The sequence below is a fragment of the Clostridium sp. CM74B_53 genome (assembly GCF_036318045.1).
In the GTDB taxonomy this organism is placed as follows: domain Bacteria; phylum Bacillota; class Clostridia; order Lachnospirales; family Lachnospiraceae; genus Pilosibacter.
Genome location: NZ_JAWQDE010000003.1, coordinates 248,945 through 272,377, shown reverse-complemented (window position 1 = coordinate 272,377; position 23,433 = coordinate 248,945). Strand labels below are relative to the sequence as shown.

The 23,433-nt window shown below is 49.9% G+C and carries 19 protein-coding genes and 1 other annotated feature; of the genes, 17 read left to right on the top strand and 2 right to left on the bottom strand.

The window, feature by feature from the left end:
- Nucleotides 1-8: 8 nt before the first annotated feature.
- Entirely contained in the window at nucleotides 9-389 is a 381-nt protein-coding gene (locus V2546_RS04205) for a desulfoferrodoxin family protein (RefSeq protein WP_118298811.1), read from the bottom strand.
- 415 nt (nucleotides 390-804) lie between these two features.
- Complete coding sequence (pckA, locus tag V2546_RS04200) at nucleotides 805-2,409, bottom strand: phosphoenolpyruvate carboxykinase (ATP) (protein WP_118298810.1); 1,605 nt, start codon at nucleotides 2,407-2,409, stop codon at nucleotides 805-807.
- A 422-nt stretch (nucleotides 2,410-2,831) separates the two neighbouring features.
- On the opposite strand from pckA, the gene V2546_RS04195 reads away from it, so the two are divergent.
- The 17 genes from V2546_RS04195 to uvrB all read left to right on the top strand — a co-directional run bounded on the left by V2546_RS04195 (nucleotide 2,832) and on the right by uvrB (nucleotide 23,285).
- Nucleotides 2,832-3,380 carry a MarR family winged helix-turn-helix transcriptional regulator gene (locus V2546_RS04195; protein WP_215703119.1) on the top strand — a complete coding sequence of 183 codons (549 nt, stop codon included), beginning with the start codon at nucleotides 2,832-2,834 and terminating at the stop codon, nucleotides 3,378-3,380.
- Nucleotides 3,349-5,280, top strand: a complete 1,932-nt coding sequence (locus V2546_RS04190; protein ID WP_329751616.1) for an ABC transporter ATP-binding protein — start codon at nucleotides 3,349-3,351, stop codon at nucleotides 5,278-5,280. Before V2546_RS04195 ends, V2546_RS04190 begins: the two co-directional genes overlap by 32 nt.
- On the top strand, nucleotides 5,277-7,034 hold the full coding sequence (locus V2546_RS04185) for an ABC transporter ATP-binding protein (protein WP_329751615.1): 1,758 nt from the start codon (nucleotides 5,277-5,279) through the stop codon (nucleotides 7,032-7,034). Before V2546_RS04190 ends, V2546_RS04185 begins: the two co-directional genes overlap by 4 nt.
- A 177-nt stretch (nucleotides 7,035-7,211) precedes the next feature.
- On the top strand, nucleotides 7,212-7,430 hold the full coding sequence (locus tag V2546_RS04180; protein WP_329751614.1) for a hypothetical protein: 219 nt from the start codon (nucleotides 7,212-7,214) through the stop codon (nucleotides 7,428-7,430).
- A gap of 82 nt (nucleotides 7,431-7,512) precedes the next feature.
- Nucleotides 7,513-7,791: a binding site (T-box leader), on the top strand.
- A gap of 230 nt (nucleotides 7,792-8,021) precedes the next feature.
- The gene (proS, locus tag V2546_RS04175) at nucleotides 8,022-9,455 is read left to right on the top strand and encodes a proline--tRNA ligase (protein WP_118321528.1); all 1,434 of its coding nucleotides are present in this window, start codon (nucleotides 8,022-8,024) and stop codon (nucleotides 9,453-9,455) included.
- Complete coding sequence (locus tag V2546_RS04170) at nucleotides 9,455-10,021, top strand: biotin transporter BioY (RefSeq protein ID WP_118298805.1); 567 nt, start codon at nucleotides 9,455-9,457, stop codon at nucleotides 10,019-10,021. Before proS ends, V2546_RS04170 begins: the two co-directional genes overlap by 1 nt.
- 116 nt (nucleotides 10,022-10,137) lie before the next feature.
- The gene (locus tag V2546_RS04165) at nucleotides 10,138-11,400 is read left to right on the top strand and encodes a CCA tRNA nucleotidyltransferase (RefSeq protein ID WP_329751613.1); all 1,263 of its coding nucleotides are present in this window, start codon (nucleotides 10,138-10,140) and stop codon (nucleotides 11,398-11,400) included.
- Between the two features lie 156 nt (nucleotides 11,401-11,556).
- Nucleotides 11,557-12,543 carry a spore coat protein CotS gene (locus V2546_RS04160; protein WP_329751612.1) on the top strand — a complete coding sequence of 329 codons (987 nt, stop codon included), beginning with the start codon at nucleotides 11,557-11,559 and terminating at the stop codon, nucleotides 12,541-12,543.
- Between the two features lie 260 nt (nucleotides 12,544-12,803).
- Entirely contained in the window at nucleotides 12,804-13,259 is a 456-nt protein-coding gene (nrdR, locus tag V2546_RS04155; protein WP_118298799.1) for a transcriptional regulator NrdR, read from the top strand.
- A 58-nt stretch (nucleotides 13,260-13,317) separates the two neighbouring features.
- Complete coding sequence (locus V2546_RS04150) at nucleotides 13,318-13,851, top strand: YqeG family HAD IIIA-type phosphatase (protein ID WP_329751611.1); 534 nt, start codon at nucleotides 13,318-13,320, stop codon at nucleotides 13,849-13,851.
- A 102-nt stretch (nucleotides 13,852-13,953) separates the two neighbouring features.
- Nucleotides 13,954-14,511: an elongation factor P gene (gene efp / locus V2546_RS04145; protein WP_118298797.1), complete on the top strand. Its 558-nt coding sequence runs from the start codon at nucleotides 13,954-13,956 to the stop codon at nucleotides 14,509-14,511.
- A gap of 397 nt (nucleotides 14,512-14,908) precedes the next feature.
- Nucleotides 14,909-16,246, top strand: a complete 1,338-nt coding sequence (mgtE, locus tag V2546_RS04140; RefSeq protein ID WP_405580503.1) for a magnesium transporter — start codon at nucleotides 14,909-14,911, stop codon at nucleotides 16,244-16,246.
- A gap of 73 nt (nucleotides 16,247-16,319) precedes the next feature.
- The gene (gene gltX / locus V2546_RS04135) at nucleotides 16,320-17,777 is read left to right on the top strand and encodes a glutamate--tRNA ligase (RefSeq protein ID WP_118513876.1); all 1,458 of its coding nucleotides are present in this window, start codon (nucleotides 16,320-16,322) and stop codon (nucleotides 17,775-17,777) included.
- Nucleotides 17,777-19,732 (top strand): ATP-dependent helicase, encoded by a 1,956-nt coding sequence (locus tag V2546_RS04130; RefSeq protein WP_329751610.1) that lies wholly within the window; start codon nucleotides 17,777-17,779, stop codon nucleotides 19,730-19,732. The genes gltX and V2546_RS04130 overlap by 1 nt, the downstream gene beginning before the upstream one ends.
- 110 nt (nucleotides 19,733-19,842) lie before the next feature.
- Nucleotides 19,843-20,373, top strand: a complete 531-nt coding sequence (locus tag V2546_RS04125; RefSeq protein ID WP_118529362.1) for a cob(I)yrinic acid a,c-diamide adenosyltransferase — start codon at nucleotides 19,843-19,845, stop codon at nucleotides 20,371-20,373.
- A gap of 288 nt (nucleotides 20,374-20,661) precedes the next feature.
- On the top strand, nucleotides 20,662-20,994 hold the full coding sequence (locus V2546_RS04120) for a DUF1292 domain-containing protein (RefSeq protein ID WP_118298792.1): 333 nt from the start codon (nucleotides 20,662-20,664) through the stop codon (nucleotides 20,992-20,994).
- A 299-nt stretch (nucleotides 20,995-21,293) separates the two neighbouring features.
- Nucleotides 21,294-23,285 (top strand): excinuclease ABC subunit UvrB, encoded by a 1,992-nt coding sequence (gene uvrB / locus V2546_RS04115; RefSeq protein ID WP_329751608.1) that lies wholly within the window; start codon nucleotides 21,294-21,296, stop codon nucleotides 23,283-23,285.
- Nucleotides 23,286-23,433 lie beyond the last annotated feature (148 nt).

Here is a 23,433-nt window from a genome sequence, read left to right as displayed (position 1 = left end):
TGCGGGAGTTATGCTTCCGCTTTCCAGAGTCCATGAAGATTGCAGTACTCATAAACTGCGATCAGCTTTTCACCGTCAGCGAGGAAGAACTCTGCTTCTGGTTTATCTTCCGGAGTAAGAGAACGGCAGTGGGTTCCGAAATTTGTCTCGATCAGGATCCACTGGATATAGTGTTTTTCCATCATCGGATGTTCCACAGAGCCGACTTTTACGGAAACTTTATTTCCGTTTACTTCGAAGGCCGGGACATGTTTTTCGTGTGCACCGTCCGAAGTGCCGGGGATCAGTTCCGTCATTTTCTCTCCGCAACAGACAACCGGGACGCCGGAATCGTTCATTTTTGTGATGATATTCTTGCAGTGATTGCAGATATAGAATTTTACGCTCATAGAGGACCTCCTTGTGAATAATCTAAAATAATAATAGTAACTGTTATTGATATAATACCATAAGAAATACCATATTGCAAGGATTATTAAAAAAATAGAATAAGATTTTTAGCTTTCAGTCTGTATTTGTTGGGAGTCAGAAGAATAAATTTACAGGCTTATGATTTATGGAAAGCCACAGCAGCAAAACACAGGAAAATCTGGCTACAGGATCACACCGTGGATTTTCCGGGCTATGTGAGAGTACAGAGTGGAAAACTGGAGAAAGGATCAATAAAAAGAAGTGCTGGGAACGGGAAAAAGAGCTTGGGACAGGAGAGAGAGTTTTGTCCGGCTGAGATTAAAAAAAGGACGCTGCAGATTTTGCAGCGTCCTTTGAAATTGCGAAATGGAAGCAGTTCCAATAAATTTAAGATCAGATCTGCGGGCCAGCGGCAACAAGTGCTTTGCCGGCTTCGTTGCTCTCGTATTTTGCGAAGTTCTTGATGAATCTTCCGGAGAGGTCTTTTGCTTTCTCTTCCCAGTCAGCAACGTTTGCGTATGTATCGCGTGGGTCGAGGATCTTGGAGTCAACGCCCGGAAGCTCGGTCGGAACTTCGAAGTTGAAGTACGGGATCTTTTTTGTCGGAGCGTTTAAAATATCGCCGTTTAAGATCGCATCGATGATTCCACGGGTATCTTTGATGGAGATACGTTTTCCGGTTCCGTTCCAGCCTGTATTTACGAGGTATGCCTTAGCGCCGCTCTTTTCCATCTTCTTAACGAGCTCTTCCGCATATTTTGTCGGATGGAGTTCGAGGAATGCCTGACCAAAGCAAGCGGAGAAGGTCGGTGTCGGCTCTGTAATTCCGCGCTCGGTTCCGGCAAGTTTTGCTGTGAAACCGGACAGGAAGTAGTATTTTGTCTGCTCCGGAGTCAGGATGGATACCGGCGGAAGTACTCCGAATGCATCTGCGGAGAGGAAGATCACGTTCTTTGCTGCCGGACCTGCGGAGATCGGGCGGACGATATTTTTAATATGGTCGATCGGATAGGAGACACGGGTGTTCTCAGTTACGCTCTTGTCAGTGAAATCGATCACGCCGTCCTTGTCGAGAGTTACGTTCTCGAGAAGGGCGTTGCGCTTGATCGCATTGTAGATATCCGGCTCGGAATCTTTATCGAGGTTGATAACCTTCGCGTAGCAGCCGCCCTCGAAGTTGAATACTCCGTTGTCGTCCCAGCCGTGCTCGTCATCACCGATCAGGAGACGTTTCGGATCTGTGGAAAGAGTTGTCTTACCGGTTCCGGAGAGACCGAAGAAGATCGCGGTGTTCTTGCCTTCCATATCGGTGTTTGCAGAGCAGTGCATGGAAGCGATGCCCTTTAACGGAAGGTAGTAGTTCATCATGGAGAACATACCTTTCTTCATTTCTCCGCCGTACCAGGTATTGATGATAACCTGCTCGCGGCTTGTGATATTGAAGACAACGGCTGTCTCGGAGTTTAAGCCGAGTTCCTTGTAGTTCTCAACTTTTGCCTTGGATGCGTTGTAAACAACGAAATCCGGCTCGAAGTTCTCGAGTTCTTCAGCAGTCGGTTTGATGAACATGTTCTTTACGAAGTGTGCCTGCCATGCGACCTCAACGATGAAACGGATCGCCATGCGGGTATCTTTGTTTGCGCCGCAGAATGCGTCGACAACGAAGAGTCTCTTATTGGAAAGTTCTTTTAATGCGATATCTTTTACTGCCTTCCAGGTTTCCTGAGAAGCCGGATGGTTGTCGTTCTTGTATTCGTCAGATGTCCACCATACAGTATCTTTGGAATTTTCATCCACAACGATAAATTTATCTTTCGGTGAACGGCCGGTGTAGATACCGGTCATAACATTAACTGCTCCGAGTTCGCTGACCTGTCCTTTTTCATAGCCTTCGAGTTCCGGTTTCATTTCCTCCTCGAATAACATTTCATAAGACGGGTTGTAGACGATCTCTGTGGTTCCGGTGATGCCATACTTGCTTAAATCAATCTTTGCCATCGCTTATCTAACCTCTTTTCATAAATTTGATGAAAATTTTGTACATGTTCAGATTTGAACAGGTACCATTACCTGGAATTTTTACAGGCAATAATGATATCTTTCAATTCCATTATACATGAAAATTGGACAAAATCAACAACAAAATAGCAAACTTTGTTAAAATAATATCATTCTTTTGCTGCGATACGTTTCTTGCACTGAAATTCTAAGAAAATAAAGGAAAGACGTTATTTTCGAAGGAAAAGAAACAAATTGCAGTTGACAAAATTAGATAGTTGTACTATCATCCAAATTGGTTGATGGTACAACTAAAAAGTACATATCTGCGGGTGGGACCGGAGACGGCTGCAACAGCAGGAGAAGCTCATAGAGCGCGTTTTGAACAGGCGGAAAGAATTCTGCCAGAAAGGAGATCATATATGGATCAGACGGAGAGAAAGATGACGAAGATCGCCCGTGAGGTCGGAAAATTTACGGTGCAGACGATGAAAGAAGAGGGGATCGGAACGGCGGAATTTGATTTTATCCATCTTGTCCGCCACAATCCGGGGATCACCCAGACGGAGGTCCGGGAAAAGTTAAAGATCGATAAAGGAGCCGCGGCAAGACGGGCAGCGAGTCTCGAGGCGAAAGGATATCTGGAACGGAAGCCGAATCCGGCGGACGGCCGGAGTCAGCTGCTTTTTGCGACGAAGAAGGCGGAGGAGCTAAAAAATTCAAAGGCGGAGATCGAGACGATCTTTTATGAATGGCTTTTATCCGAACTTCCGGAGGACGAGAGGAACAGATTCTGCGAGACACTGGATAAGCTTTACTGGCGTTCGAAAAATGAGAGGCGTGCGGGGTTTGAAACGGTCTCTAAGCTCGTCGCAGAGCGGCAGAAAGAGGAATCCTGCGGCCGGTATACAGACCATCAGAAGGAACAAGCAGTGAAGCATGACAAAAGAGGAAACGATCATCATAAATAAAAAGAAACTTCATCCGGACCGGATCCTGGATTATTTCCGGGAGGAATGGAAGGTCCTGGCGCTGATCACGGTGTCTGGACTGATCTACAATCTGGGTCTCATGGCGGGACCATGGTTTGAAGGAAAAATGGCGGGCTGCCTGATGAGGATCCTGAGCGGGGCGGAGCGGCTCCCGGCAATGCTCCGGCTGGCGTCTGCTTACGTGATTGTGATCGGGCTGGTGCAGCTGGCCAGATACATCAAGCGGTTTTATGTGCGCCGGTTTGCCAACAATGTGAACAGGAGAATGAAGAGGATCCTCTACCGGACGCTGGTACATAAATCGCGTGTGGAGCTGGAGAAAGAGGGCGCGGGAAATGTCATCACGAAGGCGATCTCCGATGTGGACGACTGCGTGGAAGGCATGAGAAAGTTCACGACGGAGATCTTTGACACGGGCGTGGCGCTTCTCGGCTATATGGGAATGCTGTTTTACTACGACTGGAGACTTGCACTCTGTTCACTGATCTTTCCGCCGTTTTCCTATATTATCGCGGAGAAGATGAAACGGATCGTCCAGAGAACGGGGGCTGCTTACAAGGAACAGATCGGAAAACTCAATGCAGCGACACTGGACCGGATCACAAACGCGATCACATACCGGGTGTTCGGATGTGAGAAGGAGCGGGGAGAAGATTATGAGGTCCATCTGAAAGAGTATGAGCGTGCGGCAGTCAGGGCCAATATCTGGAACGCGGCCCTGCCGCCGGTCTACAAGGTGATCGCGATGGCGGGAACCGTGATGATCCTGTATTTTGGCTCTAAGAACATCCTTGGAAGCGGCTGGACGAGCTGGGATGTCGCAGCATTTACGACCTTCCTCGCGTGCTATACGAAGCTTTCCGACAAGTCCTCGAAGGCGGCGAAACTCTTCAACGCGGTCCACAAGGCACAGGTGTCCTGGAAGCGGATCCATCCGTATATGGAGCGGGCTGCTCAGGCTGAGGAGGAGGATGAGATCGCAGAGCAGACTGAAAAATTCAGTGCAAAAACAGGCGAAAGTCATACGGAACACGGCGTCATTTCCGCAGATCATCTGACATTCAGCTATCCGGGCAGTGCGCCGATCTTTGAGGATCTTTCCTTCACCGCGAAACCTGGACAGATCATCGGAATCACGGGTCCGGTGGCGTGCGGAAAATCGACGCTCGGAAAGACATTTCTCTGCGAATATCCGTATGAAGGCCATCTGACATATGGCGGCAGAGAACTCTCCTCCTGTACGGAACAGGAGCGGAGCAGACTCATCGGATATCTCGGACATGATCCGGAACTTTTGGGCGACAGCATCAGAAATAATGTTCTTTTGGGAGATGACAGTGATGTCTGGACATGGCTGCGTGCTGTATGCTTTGATGAGGAGGTCCGGGAGATGGAGGACCGGGAAGATGCGGTTGTCGGAAACAGCGGCGTCCGTCTCTCCGGCGGTCAGGCGGCGCGCCTTGCCCTGGCGAGAATGCTTTGCCATGGAAAGCCGGTGATGATCCTGGATGATCCGTTCTCGGCTCTGGACAGGAGCACGGAGAAACAGGTGTTTGAACATCTGAAGGAGCTCTCGAAGGAACGGATCGTATTCCTGATCTCCCACAGACTGTATCTGTTCCCGGAGTTCGACCAGGTGATCTGGATGGAACACGGGACGGGAACATGCAGCACGCATGAGAAGCTGATGGCAGAAAATAAACAGTATGCCGAGTTGTATCACGCGCAGGCTGCGGAGAAAGAGTCTGCGAATGATGCAGAAGAGATGCAGAAAAAGGAATGTGGAGCTGAAAACAAGGCGTCAGGAGAAATTCGGAAAAACAGGAGATCATCGTCTGATGGGAATGAAAACGGTGGGGAAAGGAGGAAAAAGCAATGAGTGGAAAGAAGAATATCAGTGCGGCATCGATCATCGGAAAAACGGTCACGCGGGAAAAATGGCTTTCCATCGGGATCGTTCTGACGGTGACGGGAGCGGTTGCCATTTCTCTGCTTCCGCCTCTTGTTCTCGGAAAAATCATTGACCGGATCGCCGGCGGAAATTTTTCGGGATTTTCCATGGCGGCGGAGTATTTTCTGCTGATCTTCCTGACCGGGGCGCTGGAGTCCCTGAGAGAGAGTTTCCTCACTGTCTTTGGTCAGAAGATGACGCATGCGTTCAGGAGCGAGCTCTCCGATAAGCTTGTCCGACTGAGTGCAGACACATTAAATAAGGAAGAACCGGGAGCTGTGGTTTCCAGATTTGTCGGCGATGTTGACACCGTGGAAGCGCTGTTTACCTCCGGGATCATCAGCATGTTCGCGGATGCATGCAGAGTCGTCAGCATTTTTGCGGTGATCTGGTTCCAGAACCGCGGACTCGCACTGCTCTTGATCATTCTGATCCCGGTGATCTTTGTGTTCACGAGGATCGTACAGAAGCGGATGCTCACGGCGCAGCTTGCAAACCGTGTGGCGGTGAGCCGTGTCACAAACCATGTTCCGGAGACGATCCGCTGTATCCGGACGATCCACACGCTGGGAAAAGAGACGTACATGGAGAAACGGTATGATGACTATATCGGGGAGAGTTATTCTGCAATCGAGAAGACAAACTTCTATGATGCAGTCTACTCACCGGTGATCCTGTTTCTCAACGCGGTCGCCGTTGCGGCCGTGATGCTGCTCGCCGCGTCCGGAAATGCGAAGGTCCTGGCTTTGTTCGGCATGTCCGTGGGAACGTCGGTTGCAGTCATCAATTATATTTCCCAGGTGTTCTCCCCGATCGAGAATCTCGGAATGGAGATCCAGACGATCCAGTCGGCGGTTGCCGGTGTATACAGGATCAATGAGTTCCTGGCGAAAACGGAGAGGGAGAACATGAAGGAGACCATGCCGGACCATGCCGGAAAATCGGAGCCGGGAAAGGAAAAGGACGGAGAGACTGATACCGGAGATAAGCGGAAGGAAAAGAAGAACACAGAGGGAGAAACGTGCATGGATCACGGGGGATCGAAAGAAGAACCCTGTGTAGAATTTAAGAATATTACTTTCGGCTACGATGACCATGTTGTTTTGAAAAATTTAAGTTTCGCAATTTACCCAGGCGAGCAGGTGACGCTGACGGGGCGCACCGGCGCCGGAAAGAGTACGATCTTTAAGCTGCTTTTGGGACTTTACCGGCCGAATTCCGGTGAGGCGCTGATCGAGGGCGAGGAGGCATACCGGATCCCGGACAGGGAGAAGCGGACGAAGTTTGGTTATGTGGAGCAGTCGTTCCACATGGTCCCGGGGACGGTGCGCGACCAGATTGCGCTGTTTGATGCGGCGATCGGGGATGCGGAGGTTCAGGCAGCTGCAGAGCTTGTGGGGCTTCACGAGACGATCATGGGGCTGGATCAGGGATATGACACGTTATGTAAACCGGAAATCTTCTCTCAGGGACAGTGGCAGCTTTTGTCTATCGCAAGAGCAGTTGCCGGAGAACCGAGGATCCTGCTTCTCGATGAGATCACGGCGAATCTGGATGCAGATACGGAGGAGATGGTGCTCCGGGCGCTGAAGAGTGCGTCTGAGGGGCGGACGGTGATCTCAATCTCGCATCGGGTTTATCAGAGAGATGCGGGGGAGAGGATCAGGTATTTGGAGATTTAACAAGAATCAGCAAGAATTCTCCCACATCTAGGGAGTATGTCACTTTTCATTTACAAATTAAGGAAACGGGAATATAATAAGCCGAAGAAAAATACCGCTTTTTGTCAGGTTTGCATTCGGGAATCGTTGGTTCCGGAGGGTACTTTCCTGGCAGGGCGGTCTGGCGGGAGGTAAAAAATGTCAATTTTATTTGCAATTGTATTCCTTGTGTTGATCTTTAAATGTGTCGGTCTTGTCCTCGGAGTCTGCGGAAAGCTTCTTGGTGCGGTCCTCAGTCTGTTTGGATTTATCGTATCAGTCGCGATTGGAGCTGTTGTGTTCGGACTTTCTACGGCGTTTGCGCTGGTGCTGTTATGCATCGCGGCAGTATGGCTTTTGATCAAGCTGATCTTTTAGAGTTTTGCTGAATCGGTAAAATCCGCGGCGGAGTCTTGACAAACGGGAGAAAATCCATTAAAATCCATCATATATGCATATCAGACAGGCATTGAAGAGGGAAAGTAGATGAAGGGCGGCATTCCAGAGAGAAAGCGGATGGTGAGAGCTTTTATGTGCGCGTTGTTGAACCGGCCTCGGAGCTTTGTGCGAGAGATGGAAAATGTCGTAATGGACAGCTAAGATCACGGAGATCGGGATTGCTGCGGAACGACTGCATCGTTAAGTACAGCGTAGATCCGGCGTTAACGGATATCAGAGGAGAGTTTCCGCGACAGGCGGAAGCTAATTTGGGTGGTAACGCCGGCTGTCGGTCCCTTGCGTGGGGAGCGGCAGCCTTTTTTGTTTCACAGGAAATTCCGATGGAACTTCCTGTGAAACAAAAAGGCACTGCGTGCCTAAGATGCGCACTCGCGCGAAGATGAAGGCTGTCGCAAGCGACCGCGCGAGACGCCTGAATGTGCCAGGACACATTCCTTTTTAACAGGAAATTCTCCGCATCTGAAACAGAGAGACATGCAGACAATGAATTTTTATATAAAGGAGAAAACAATGGCAAGAGACAAGAAACTTGTGGAATCCATCACTTCCATGGAAGACGATTTCGCGCAGTGGTACACAGACGTTGTAAAAAAGGCAGAATTATGTGATTATGCGAGCGTAAAGGGCTGCATGGTCATCAAACCGGACGGATATGCGATCTGGGAGAATATCCAGCATGAGCTTGATAAGCGCTTTAAAAAAGCAGGCGTAAAGAATGTTTACATGCCGTTATTCATTCCGGAGAGCTTACTTGATAAAGAGAAAGACCATGTCGAAGGTTTCGCACCGGAGGTAGCATGGGTGACTCAGGGAGGTCTTGAGCCGCTTCAGGAGCGTCTCTGTGTCCGCCCGACATCCGAGACTCTGTTCTGTGATTTCTACCAGAAAGACATCCACTCCTACCGTGATCTTCCGAAGGTTTACAACCAGTGGTGTTCCGTTGTGAGATGGGAGAAGACGACAAGACCGTTCCTCCGTTCCAGAGAGTTCTTATGGCAGGAGGGCCACACAGCTCATGCGACTGCTGAGGAAGCTCAGGAGAGAACGATCCAGATGTTAAATCTCTATGCTGACTTTTGTGAGGATTTCCTTGCGATCCCGGTTGTCCGCGGACAGAAGACAGACAAGGAGAAGTTCGCAGGTGCAGAGGCAACCTACACGATCGAGTCCTTAATGCATGACGGTAAGGCACTTCAGTCCGGAACCAGCCACAACTTCGGGGATGGTTTTGCGAAGGCATTCGGAATCCAGTATTCTGATAAAGATAACCAGTTAAAATATGTTCACCAGACATCCTGGGGTATGACAACCCGTATGATCGGTGCGATTATCATGGTACATGGTGACAACGAAGGTCTTGTACTCCCGCCGAACGTAGCTCCGACACAGGTTGTGATCGTTCCGATCCGCCAGCAGCAGGAGGGCGTTCTCGAGAAGGCAAGAGAAGTGGAAGAGGTTCTCTCCAACTTCCGCGTAAAAGTTGATGATTCCGACAAGAGCCCGGGCTGGAAGTTCTCTGAGTCCGAGATGAGAGGAATCCCGGTTCGTGTAGAACTCGGACCGAAGGATATCGAGGCAGGACAGGCAGTTCTTGTCCGCCGTGATACTCACGAGAAGATCACAGTTGCATTAAGCGAGATCGCAGAGAAGGTTGACGAGCTCTTAAAGACGATCCAGCACGATATGTACGAGCGTGCGAAAGCACATCGTGACGCGCATACTTACGATGCCCACAACATGGAAGAGATGAAGGACATCGCAGACAACAAGCCGGGCTTCATCCGTGCAATGTGGTGCGGCTGCCAGGAGTGTGAGGACAAGTTAAAAGAGCAGGTAGGCGTTACATCCAGATGTATGCCGTTCAAGCAGGAAAAGCTTGCTGATACCTGCGTATGCTGCGGCAAACCGGCAACCAAGATGGTTTACTGGGGCAAAGCATATTAATGAAACGATGGGATATCAAAGACCTGACGCTCGGGGGGCTGTTTACAGCCCTCATCGCCGTCGGGGCTTTTCTTAAGATCACGATCCCTGTCCAGCCGGTGCCGATGCATTTTACGCTGCAGTTTTTCTTTGTCCTGCTGGCGGCTCTGCTCCTGGGATCAAAGCGGGCGTTTGCGAGTGTGATTACATATCTTGTGATCGGACTCTGCGGACTTCCGATCTTTGCGACGGGCGGCGGACCGGCGTATCTGTTAAAACCGACGTTCGGATTCCTGATCGGCTTTGCGGCGGCTGCTTTTGTGACCGGACGTGTATATGAGATCAGAAAGAGCACATCATTCTTCTGGCTGTTGTTTTCCGCGTTCTGGGGACTTCTCGCGGATTATGCCTGCGGAATGATCTATTTTTATGTGTGCAGCAATTTTGTCCTCGGCGTGAGTGTCGGCTGGAAGCTTGTGTTTATCAACTGTTTCCTCCTGACGGTCGGTGAGGATTTTATTTTATGTATTCTGGCGGCTGTGCTTGCAAAACGGCTGATCCCGATCCTAGGGAAGCTTGCAAAGTAAGAAGAAAATCCGGGTCGGTCTTTTGAGCAACGGTTCGGCAGGGCAGGCAGTGCAGACAGAACCTTGTGGAGTTTCGAAATGAAATTTCCGATAAAGAAAAAGGAGGTACCGGACCAGTGAGAATTGAGATGCCTTATGAGGCGGAATGGATCATTGACAATATACGAAGCCACGGATATGAGGCGTTTATCGTCGGCGGCTGTGTCCGGGACGCCGTTCTCGGAAGGATCCCGGGGGACTGGGATATCACAACCTCTGCAAAGCCGGAGCAGGTGAAGGAGATCTTCGGAAAGACGGTCGATACGGGATTGAAGCACGGCACGGTGACGATCATCAAGCATGGAAAAGGCTATGAGGTGACGACATACCGGATCGATGGGGAATATCTGGATGGGAGACATCCGGAGACCGTGGAATTTACGCCGGATCTGAGGGAAGATCTGAAACGCCGGGATTTTACGATCAACGCCATGGCATACAGCCATGAGACGGGGATCGTGGATGAATTTGAGGGCATGGAAGATCTGAAACGCCGGGTGATCCGGTGCGTCGGCTGTGCGAGGGACCGCTTTACGGAGGACGCGCTGAGGATCCTAAGGGCTGTCCGGTTTGCCGCCCAGCTTGATTTTGTGATCGAGGATGAGACATACCGGGCGATCGCCGAGATCGCGCCGAACCTGGTCCATGTCAGCAAGGAGAGGATCCAGGTGGAGCTCACGAAACTCCTGCTCTCGGATCATCCTGAGAAGATCTGGATGGTGGAGGAGACCGGGATCGCATCGTATGTGGCCCCGGGATTTCCGGAGGTCTTTGAGCGGGAACTCCGGGAGAATGAGCCAGAAAGCGGAAGCATGATGCAGGAAAAACGGAATGACCGGGAGATCCTTAAAACATGCTGGAAGGGCGTTTCCTCCCTCACGGCGGATAAGTCCCACCGGTGGGCCGGATTTCTGCGCCATATGAAGCCGGAAGAAGCGGTGAAGATCTTACGAGGCCTGAAACTTGATAATGATACGATCGGGAACGTGAAAAACATGCTGAATGTTTTTCAGACACCTCCTGGTGCGGATAAGATCGAGATTAGAAGAGCCCTGAGTAAGGTTACGGAGTACCAGTTCCTCGGTGCCATGCAGTTAAAGAAAATGGACGGAGACCGGAGCGTCCCGGAGATCCTGCATCTTTTTGAGGAGATCAGGGAAGCGGGGGACTGCGTAAGTCTGAAACAGCTTGCGGTCAATGGCGGTGATCTTCTTGCGATGGGACTGAAACATGGAAAAGAGATCGGAGACGGACTCCTGTATCTTTTGAACATTGTGATCGAACATCCAGAACTGAATAAAAAAGATATATTATTAGAAAAAATTAGCCAATTCAAATAATACCAGAAGAACATTGTATGAAGGACATCTGCCGGGAATCCGACAGGTGTCTTTTGCTGTTGCGGATGTATGCTTGTGGGAATAATCACCATGGTTTTCTCATATCTTGTGCAGAAAGCTGGAAAAGGTCAGAACGGGATATGGGGGGATCAAATCGTGATCGACTGGAAAGAAGAGGCAGAGAAAACGTATGGATTTCAGGTGAATACACTGCGGCGAGGACGCGGGTCCTGGATCCTGGAGACGGATCAGGGGCTGCGGCTTTTAAAGGAATATCGGGGAAGCGTGAACCGTCTGGAGTTCGAGGAGGCGGTTTTGCAGTCTCTGGACGGGATGGAGACGGTAAAGGCAGATCAGTATGTGAGAAACTCCGAGGGAGAACTTTTATCTTCGGCGGAGGATGGAAGCCGGTATATTGTGAAACAATGGTATGCGGACCGGGAATGTGATCTGAAAGATGAGAAGGAGCTCCTCTCGGCGGCCCGGGCGCTGGCGCTCCTGCACCGGCAGTTTCGCGAAGTAAAGAGGCAGGCTGAATGGAATATGAGATCCATGGTCTCGCCGCCGCTTTTTGAAGCGATGCGACGCCATAACCGGGAGCTCAGGAGGGCGAGAACGTTTATCCGGGGAAAGCGGAAGAAAAATGAGTTTGAGCTCTGCGTGATCAGGAATTTTGAGTGTTTCGCGGTGCAGGCAGAGGAAGCGGAGCAGGGAATGGAACGGCTGTATGAAAAACATGGTGAGGAGATCATGAACGGATATGCGGTCTGCCACGGGGAGCCGGACTACCACCATATTCTGATCGGAAACGGATATACGGCAGTGACGGAATTCAACCAGATGCACCTGGGTATGCAGATGGAGGACCTGTACTATTTTCTCAGAAAGATCATGGAAAAACATGACTGGAATGAGCGCCTGGGGAGACAGATCATGGAGACGTATGAGCGCGTGCTGCCGATCACGGAGCTGGAACGGCAGGTGCTTTACTATCTGTTCCGGTATCCGGAGAAATACTGGAAGCAGATCAATTTTTATTACAATGCCAACAAGGCCTGGGTGCCTGCGAAGAGCACGGAGAAGATCAAAAAACTGGAGGCACAGCAGAAGATGCGCGAGAAGTTTATCCGCTTTTTTTCCTAGTTGGGAATTTTCGGAACCGAAAATTCCGTATGATACCGTTGGAGTCGCGGATTTTGCCGATTCGGAATGCGGAGCATCGGCAAAATCCTGTTACAGTGTGCGGGCATGGAGTGTCCGTGTACTGTAACATGTTTATCCGGGTGCCTGAAAAATAATGAGTGTACAGGCTTGCAGAACAGGATTGTTATATGATAAGATATGATATAAAAATGCGGCTGTGACCGGAATATAACAGACAGCCGCACAAAGGAGGAAATCCCATGAAATGTCCATTTTGTGGTGCACAGGATACAAAAGTCATCGATTCGCGCCCGGCGGATGACAACAGTTCGATCAGACGCCGCCGTCAGTGCGAAGAGTGCGGGAAACGTTTTACGACGTATGAAAAATTAGAGACAATGCCGCTTATGATCATCAAGAAAGACGACTCCAGAGAACCGTACAACCGGGAGAAGATCGAGAATGGAATCCTTCTTTCCTGTCATAAGCGCCCGGTCTCTTCGGAACAGATCACGAAGATGATCGATGAGATCGAAAAACAGATCTTCAGTATGGAGGAGCGGGAGATCCCGTCCGTGACGATCGGTGAGCTTGTCATGAAAAAGTTAAAGATGGTGGACGAGGTTGCCTATGTCCGTTTCGCGTCCGTCTACCGGGAGTTTAAGGATGTGAACGCATTTATGGAGGAGCTCGCGAAGTTCCTGAACAATAAATAAGAGATGGGGAGAAAACTGCAAAGGGCTGAAAAATTCAAGCCGAACGCAGGGCAGCAGTATGTTTGAGACATTTTATCCGGGAAACTATGTGGACAGTGCATATGAGATCCCATACGAAAAACTTTATGAGAGAGGATATCGCGGGATCATCTTTGATGTGGACAACACGCTGGTTCCCCACGGTGCACCGGCAGATGCGCGGGCGATCGAATTGTTTGAGCGGCTCCGCGCGATCGGGTTTTCGACCTGCATCCTTTCCAACAATAAAGAGCCGCGGGTATCTCCGTTCGCTGACAAGGTGGGGAGTCCCTATATTTTTAAGGGCGGAAAACCGTCGAGAAAAGGATATGAGCGGGCCATGGAACGGATGAAAACAGACCGCGACACGACATTGTTCGTCGGGGATCAGCTTTTTACGGATGTCTGGGGCGCAAACCGGACAGGCCTCTACTCGATCCTCGTAAAGCCGATCAATCCCAAAGAGGAGATCCAGATCGTCCTGAAACGCTATCTCGAGGTGATAGTTCTCGCGTTTTACAGGAAACGATTGAAAAAAATGGGGCAGACAGCCGGGGATTTTTGCAAAAAATAGTTGAAAACCGCAGTAGAATAGTATAGAATAGGATAGAATCAGCTATTAGCGTGAAATGTGAAATAAAATAATTGGAAACAGTTTTAAGGAGGATTATCATTTATGGTATCAGCAGGTGATTTCAGAAATGGCGTTACACTCGAAATTGATGGACAGGTCGTACAGATCTTAGAGTTCCAGCATGTAAAACCGGGTAAAGGCGCTGCTTTCGTTAGAACAAAATTAAAAAACGTGATCAACGGCGGTGTTGTTGAGAGAACTTTCCGTCCGACCGAGAAATTCCCGGCAGCAAGAATCGACCGTGTGGACATGCAGTATCTGTATGCAGACGGCGACCTTTATAACTTCATGGATGTTAACACATACGAGCAGATCGCATTATCCACAGATGTTGTTGGCGATGCATTAAAGTTCGTAAAAGAGAACGAGACTGTTAAAGTCTGCTCCTACAACGGCAAGGTATTCTCTGTTGAGGCTCCGTTATTCGTAGAGCTTGAAGTAACAGATACAGAGCCGGGCTTCAAGGGCGATACAGCTACAGGCGCAACAAAGCCGGCTACTCTTGAGACAGGCGCTCAGATCAACGTTCCGTTATTCGTAAACCAGGGTGATCGCGTTAAGATCGATACACGTACTGGTGAGTACCTTTCCAGAGCTTAATCTGCAAAAACAAGTTTCAGAATCCCAGGGAACCAGGTGTTTCCTGGGACTTTTTTTACCCTTTTTTGTGCGAAAAATTGCGTAACAGGTTGCCAATTGGGTAAAATTTTCTTATAATGGAAAGGACAGAGAAAGGAAGTGAACACATAATGGAAGGTCGAAGTCATACGATGGAGGCAGACGCACACCCTGAACCGGTGGCAATACGCATGACCGGGGGCTGCTGTTATGTGTGTTGCCGAAATCAATCTGTTCAGTTGTAACCGGTGTCTTTGGATTTACCGGATGCAATGGCTTTGTCTCCATGATCGCATGAATCTTTGCCGGAAATTCCGGGCAGAAATAACAGATTGTGGGGGAAAAGAAAATGCCGAATGATGGAAATGAAACATTTGACATGGAGCATCTTCTGGAGCTGGCAGAGGAAAAAAAATACCGCCTGCTGAAGGAAGAGCTTGTGGAACTGAACGAGGTGGATATCGCATCGTTCATCGAAGAACTGGACTCTGAGCGCACCGTAATCGTGTTCCGGATGCTGCCGAAGGCGCTGGCGACCGAGGTATTTGCCGAGCTTCCGGTGGACAAGCAGAGCCACATCATCAACAGCATCACAGATAAGGAGCTTTCCGAGATCGTGGATGAGCTCTATGTGGATGATGCCGTTGACCTGGTGGAAGAACTCCCGGCGACGGTGGTCCGCCGTGTTTTACAGAACACGAAGCCGGAGACGAGAAAGCTCATCAACCAGTTCTTAAACTATCCGGAGAACAGTGCCGGAAGTATCATGACAGCCGAGTATATCGGACTGAAAAAGAACATGACGGTGGAGCAGTGTTTCGCCTACATCCGCCATCACGCAGTAGATTCCGAGACAATCTACACCTGCTATGTGATGGACGAAAAAAGGATGTTGGACGGTGTGATCACGGTAAAGGACCTTCTCCTTCAGCCGTATGAGCGCCAGGTCGGCGATATCATGGACACGCACGTCATCAAAGCGAAGACGACCGATGACCAGGAGCTTGTGGCCGATACGATGAACAAGTACGGACTTCTCTCCATGCCGGTCGTGGACAGTGAGGACCGTCTGGTCGGGATCATCACGGTCGACGATGTCATGGAAGTCATGGAGGAAGAGGCGACCGAGGACTTCGAGAAGATGGCGGCGATGCTGCCGAGTGAAAAGCCGTATTTAAAGACGGGCGTATTCACGCTGGCGAAGAACAGGATCCCGTGGCTTCTGATCTTAATGCTTTCCAGTACGATCACAGGTGGGATCCTTGTAAAATACGAGAATGCCTTTGCGGCGATCCCGCTTCTCGTGAGCTTTATCCCGATGTTAATGGATACCGGCGGAAACTCCGGAAGCCAGAGCAGCACGATGATCATCCGTGGTATGGCTGTCGGTGATATCGAGCCGAAGGATATCCTGAAAGTCGTGTGGAAGGAAGTACGGGTCGGTCTGATCGTCGGATTTGTGCTGGCGGTGGTCAATTTTATCCGCCTGATGATCCAGTACCCGGGAAATACGATGATCTGTCTGACGGTTGTGATGAGTCTTTTCTGTACCGTTATCGTCGCGAAGACGATCGGATGCACGCTGCCGATCGGGGCGAAAGTATTAAAACTTGACCCGGCGATCATGGCGTCGCCGATGATCACGACGATCGTGGATGCGGTGAGTCTGATGGTGTACTTTAATCTGGCGTGCCATCTGCTGGATATGACGGTGTAGAGGATGGAAATGATAAGAATGTCTGTCTGCGGACTTATCCGCGGATAAATATATATTAACAGGAGTATGGATTATGGAAAAAGTAAGAACAAGATTTGCGCCGAGCCCGACCGGCCGGATGCATGTAGGTAATTTAAGAACAGCTCTTTACACATACCTGATCGCGAAGCACGAGGGCGGAGATTTCATTCTCCGTATCGAGGATACAGACCAGGAGCGCCACGTTGAGGGCGCCGAGGACATTATCTACCGCACACTGGCAGAGACAGGCCTGGTCCATGACGAAGGTCCGGATAAGGACGGCGGCTACGGTCCGTACGTTCAGAGTGAACGTCAGAAAGCCGGGATCTACATGGAATATGCGAAAAAACTTGTGGAAAAAGGTGAGGCTTACTACTGCTTCTGTACCCAGGAGCGCTTAAATACATTAAAGAAGACCGTAAACGGTGAGGAGATCATGGTTTACGATAAGCATTGCCTGCATCTCTCCAAAGAAGAGGTAGAGGCAAACTTAAAGGCGGGAATGCCGTTCGTTATCCGCCAGAACAACCCGAAAGAGGGAACCACCACATTCCATGACGAGATCTACGGAGATATCACAGTAGACAACGCAGAACTCGACGACATGGTCCTCATCAAATCCGATGGATATCCGACCTACAACTTCGCAAACGTTGTGGACGACCATCTGATGAAGATCACACACGTTGTCCGCGGAAATGAGTACCTTTCCTCCTCTCCGAAATACAACCGTCTCTACGAGGCATTTGGCTGGCAGGTTCCGATCTATGTACACTGCCCGACCATCACAAACGAGGAGCACAAGAAATTAAGTAAGAGAAGCGGACATTCCTCCTTTGAGGATCTTCTTGAGCAGGGATTCTTAACAGAGGCGATCGTAAACTTCGTTGCCCTTTTAGGATGGTCTCCGGCAAACAACCAGGAGTTCTTTACACTTGAGGAGCTTGTAAAAGAGTTCGATTACCACAATATGAGCAAGTCTCCGGCTGTCTTTGATATGACAAAGCTCCGCTGGATGAACGGTGAGTACATCAAGAAGATGGATGATGACAAGTTCTTCGAGATCGCAAAACCGTACCTTGAGGCTGTGATCAAGAAACCGCTGAATTTAAAGAAGATCGCCGGAATGGTAAAGACAAGAATTGAGACTCTGCTCGATATCGCGGATCAGATCGATTTCTTCGAGGAAATGCCGGAATACAGCGCAGATATGTATGTTCATAAGAAGATGAAGACAACAAAAGAGAACTCCTTAGAGACATTGAAGGAAGTTCTTCCGATCCTTGAGGCGCAGGATGACTTCAGCAATGACGCTCTCTTTGAGGCTCTTTCCAAATACGTTGCCGATAAGGGCGTAAAGACAGGCTTCGTAATGTGGCCGATCCGTACCGCAGTGTCCGGAAAGCAGATGACTCCGGCAGGCGCTACTGAGATCATGGAGATCATCGGAAAAGAGGAGTCTCTGGCTCGTATTAAGAAGGGAATCGAACTTCTGGAAGCAGCAGAATAATGGATTTTAATCAGGCACAGATGACGGCCCTGGAACACCGGGATGGACCGATGATGGTCCTCGCGGGTCCGGGGTCCGGAAAAACGACAGTAATTACACACAGAATCAAGAGACTGCTGGAGGCGGGCGTTGACCCCTCCGGCATTCTTGTCATTACGTTCACAAAAGCGGCGGCCACGGAGATGAAGGAACGGTTTCTGAGACTGGCGAGGGAAGAAGACGAAAAGCGGAAACAGGCGGAGCAGAGAGCAGGCGGGAGCCGGACGGGGGCGGAAAAGCCCTTTTTTGGAACTGATGATCCTGGTCCCCGGAGGCGCGAAGCCTGCGGGACGTCTCTGGAGGCGGCAGGTTCCCGTGTGAGCTTTGGAACCTTTCACTCGGTCTTTTACCATATTTTAAAGTGGGCGTACCGTTTCCCTGCCGGAAATGTGATCAGCGGGGAGGAAAAACGCCAGTATTTTAAGAAGTTTCTCGATGAATCAGAGATGGAGGTCGAGGACGAGGCGGAATTTATCTCCTCCATCATCAATGAGATCAGCTACGTAAAAGGCGAGCGCCTGGATCTGAAGTACTACTATTCCCAGAACTGCCCGGAAGAGTGGTTTAAAAAGCTTTATGACGGGTATGATGAGATGCTGAAAACGACGGGAAAGATCGACTTCGACGATATGCTCGTCATGTGCCATGAGCTGTTTACGGAGCGGAAGGACATCCTGGCAGCATGGCAGAAGAAGTTTAAGTATATTCTCGTGGATGAGTTCCAGGATATTAACCTTCTTCAGTATCAGGTTGTCCGGATGCTGGCACTGCCGGAGAACAATCTCTTTATCGTCGGAGATGATGACCAGTCGATCTACCGGTTCCGCGGGGCGAAGCCGGAGATCATGCTCGGCTTTGAAAAGGATTTTCCGGGGACAAAACGGGTGCTTCTGGGAACGAATTACAGGTCTACAAAGGAAATCGTGGAGACCTCTCTTCGCCTTATTGAGCACAATAAGGTCCGGTTTGAGAAGAAGCTGGAGCCGTTCCGGGGATCCGGACGTCCGGTGGATTTCCGGGTTTTCGATAATCCCGGACATGAGATGGACACGGTGGCGCAGAGTATCCGCGCGTACCATGATGCCGGGTATCAGTGGAGCGAGATCGCGGTACTGTTCCGAACAGGGGCAAATTCCGGCCTGATGGCGGAGCGGCTGATGGGCTATAATATTCCGTTTAAGCTGCGGGATGTGATCCCGAATCTTTACAGCCACTGGATCGCGAAGGATCTCTTCGCCTACATGGAGATCGCGGCGGGCAGCAGGAAAAGATCCGATTTTTACAGGATCATGAACCGGCCAAACCGGTATTTCAGCAGGGATGCCTTTGATACGCCGATCGTATCCTTTGACCGCCTGAAATCCTTTTACCAGGATAGGGACTGGATGGAGGAGCGGATCTGTGACCTGGAGGCGGATCTTCGCGCAATGGCGCCGTTAAAGCCTGTGGCGGCAGTCAACTATATCCGGAAGGCGATCGGATACGATGACTATCTGCGGTCCTATGCAGAATTCAGGCGAATGAAGCCGGAGGAACTTTTCGAGACGGCAGATAAGCTCGCGGAGAGCGCGGCGGAATTTGCAACCTTTGTGGAGTGGAAGGAACATGCGGCCCGGTATGAGGAAGAATTAAAGAAGCAGAATCAGGAAGAGCGCGAGGAGACGAAAGACCGCGTGACTCTGTCAACGATGCACAGTGCAAAGGGACTGGAATATCCGGTCGTCTTTGTGGTTGATGCGAATGAGGGGATCGTTCCACACCATAAAGCGGGTCTGCCGGCGGATATCGAGGAGGAGAGACGGCTGTTCTATGTCGCCCTGACACGTGCGAAGGACCGGCTTCATGTAGCGGCGGTGAAGGAGCGGTATCACAGGAAGACGGATGTTTCCCGGTTTGTGGAGGAAGCAGGACTGTGATCAAGTCGAATGTACGTGGGACCTGGTGAGCAATTCTGGTCAGCGCAAGTTGACAAATTCCTCACGGAATTACTGCACTTTGCACTCTGTTTTAAAAAGCGAGGAGAAACATGGGACTTGTTCATATTTACTGCGGAGATGGAAAAGGAAAAACGAGCGCGGCGGTCGGACTGGCCGTCCGGGCGGCAGGATGCGGAAAACGCGTGGTGATCGCGAGATTTTTAAAGACGGACAATTCCGGGGAAGTGGAAATTTTAAAGAAAATCCCGGAGGTTACGCTGATCCCGTGCCGGAAAACATTTGGCTTTGTCCGGTCGATGGATGAAGAGACGAAAAGGGAATGTGCGGCATACCACAGAGAGCTGTTTGGCGAAGCGGTGAAACTCGCGGAACATGCGGATCTGGTGGTGTTTGATGAGATCATGGCGGCTGTAAATTACGGGATGGTTCCGGAACGCGATGTCCTGGAATTTCTTGAAAACCGCCCCGGAAGAGATCAGACGGACGGGCTGGAGATCGTTCTCACTGGGAGAGATCCGTCGGAGAAGCTGATCGCGGCAGCGGATTATGTCTCGGAGATCTGTAAGAGAAAGCATCCGTTTGACCGCGGGATCATGGCGAGACGGGGAGTTGAGTACTGACGTTACAGTACACGGGCACTCCATGCCCGCGCACTGTAACAGGATTTTGCCGATGCTTCGCATTCCGAATCGGCAAAATCTGCTGTCACAACTGTATTGTACGGAATTTTCAGTTCAGAAAATTCCTACCGTGTGCAGTAACGTACTGATCGCTTCTTTTTAAAAGTAGCAATTCTTTCTATTGATTTTATGGCAGTTTACTGGTATCCTATAAAAAATGGCAGCCGTGACAGAAAAGAACCGCTGCAAGAAACGGCAGGATGCCGGAAATGAGAGGAATTTGAGCTTATGGCAAAGGACAAAAATATGAATCAGGATGCTGCAAACGATGAGGAGATGACCGTGACTCTGACACTGGATGACGGAACCGAGTTAGAGTGCGTGGTCCTTACGATCTTTGAGGCGGCTGATAAGGAATATATCGCGCTTCTTCCGTTAGACGGAAATGAGGCTGAGGATGGCGAGGTATACTTATACCGCTACACAGAGATCAATGGAACTCCGGATATCCAGAACATCGAGAGCGACGAGGAGTACGAGATCGTTGCTGATGCGTTCGATGAACTTCTCGACACTGAAGAGTACGACGAGATTGTAGGCGAGGACGAGCTGGACGACTGATTTAAAAAATGAGAAACAGCAGTTTCCCATAATATGAACCGCTAAGGCGGCGTTTCCGACTTCCGATAGAGGGAGAATGGGGACACCGCCTTTTTACGTGCAATATACGTGCGGGGCGTAGGATAGCGGGAGCAAATGGAAAATAGAACATAAGTTCGAAAATAACTGTACATTTCTATATAGACATGGTATACTTAAAAGCAGTTAAATATATTTTTAATTCCAGGATGCGAGACCGGAATAATATGAAAGAAGCATGAAACTAAAAAAGATGAAATAGACCGAATCAGGAGGAAACCATGGATCATTTTGAACTTGTATCAGAATATCAGCCGACCGGTGACCAGCCGCAGGCAATCGAACAGCTGGTAAAAGGCTTCAGGGAAGGCAATCAGTTTGAGACACTGCTCGGTGTGACTGGATCCGGTAAAACATTTACGATGGCGAACGTGATCCAGCAGTTGAATAAACCAACACTTGTGATCGCGCACAATAAGACGCTGGCAGCACAGCTTTATTCGGAGATGAAGGAGTTTTTCCCAAATAATGCGGTGGAATACTTTGTATCCTATTACGACTACTATCAGCCGGAGGCCTATGTGCCGTCGACGGATACTTATATTGAAAAGGACTCCGCGATCAACGATGAGATCGATAAGCTGCGCCATTCTGCGACAGCGGCCCTTTCTGAGCGGAATGATGTGATCATTGTAGCTTCGGTATCGTGTATCTATGGTCTGGGAAGCCCGATCGATTATAAGAACATGGTGATCTCGCTGCGCCCTGGAATGGAAAAAGACAGAGATGAAGTGATCCACAAACTGATCGATATCCAGTATACAAGAAATGAGATGGATTTTAAACGAGGAAGTTTCCGTGTGCGAGGAGATGTGCTGGAAGTATTTCCGGCATACTCCGGAAGTGAGGCGTACAGGATCGAGTTCTTCGGGGACGAGGTGGACCGGATCATAGAGATCGAGGCGCTGACCGGAGAGGTGAAGGCACAGTTGGAACATGTGGCGATCTTCCCGGCATCCCACTATGTCGTTCCGAAGGAAAAGATGATGCGTGCGACTGAGAATATTCTTGCAGAGATGAAGGAGCAGGTAACCTTCTTTAAAAGTGAGGATAAGCTTCTGGAGGCACAGAGGATCGCTGAGCGGACAAACTTTGACGTGGAGATGATGAGGGAGACTGGATTCTGCTCCGGGATCGAGAACTATTCCCGCCATCTCGTGGGTTCCGCACCGGGGCAGCCACCGTGTACGCTGCTCGACTATTTTCCGGATGATTTTCTGATCATTGTGGACGAGTCCCATATTACGCTTCCGCAGGTCCGCGGCATGTATTTTGGTGACCGATCGCGAAAAAAGACACTGGTGGATTATGGCTTCCGTCTGCCGTCCGCACTTGATAACCGTCCGCTGAATTTTGAGGAGTTTGAGACACATATCAACCAGATGATGTTCGTGTCGGCGACGCCGTCCACTTATGAGGCGGAACATGAACTCCTGCGTGCGGAGCAGATCATCCGCCCGACAGGGCTTCTGGACCCGGAAATCTCTGTCCGTCCGGTGGAAGGACAGATCGATGATCTGGTGGGCGAGATCAATAAAGAAGTGGAAAAGCACAATAAAGTTCTCATCACGACGCTCACAAAGCGTATGGCGGAGGACCTGACGGATTATATCAGGGAAGCCGGAATTCGTGTAAAATATCTGCACTCGGATATTGATACGCTGGAGCGTGCGGAGATCATCCGGGATATGCGTCTGGACGTCTTTGATGTCCTTGTTGGAATTAACCTTCTCAGAGAGGGACTCGATATCCCGGAGATCACGCTTGTTGCGATCCTGGATGCGGATAAAGAAGGATTTCTTCGTTCAGAGACATCCCTGATCCAGACGATCGGGCGTGCGGCCAGAAACGCGGAAGGTCATGTCATCATGTATGCAGATACGATCACAGATTCCATGCGGGCCGCCATCGACGAGACAAATCGCCGCCGGGAGATCCAGCAGAAGTACAATGAGGAACATGGAATTACCCCGCAGACGATCAAAAAAGCAGTCCGTGATCTGATCGCGATCTCAAAGGCAGTCAGCGCGAATGAGGAAGAATTTAAGAAAGATCCGGAGTCTATGGATGCAAGGGAACTGGAGAAACTTGTAAAGGAACTTACAAAGAAGATGCGCCAGGCGGCAGCGGAACTGAACTTTGAGGAAGCAGCTAAGCTGCGTGACCGGATGAAGGAAGTGAAACAGATGCTGCTGGAACTGGAGGATCATTAGAACGCACAGCAGGAAGAAGAAATATTTTGTATTCCGGGGAAATGCCGTGGAAGGATTTTACAGACGAAGGTATGTGACTGCTATAAAAAAGGAAAAAGGACTGGGAGACAGAAGCTCTCAGTCTTTTTGATATGTGCACACATGCCTT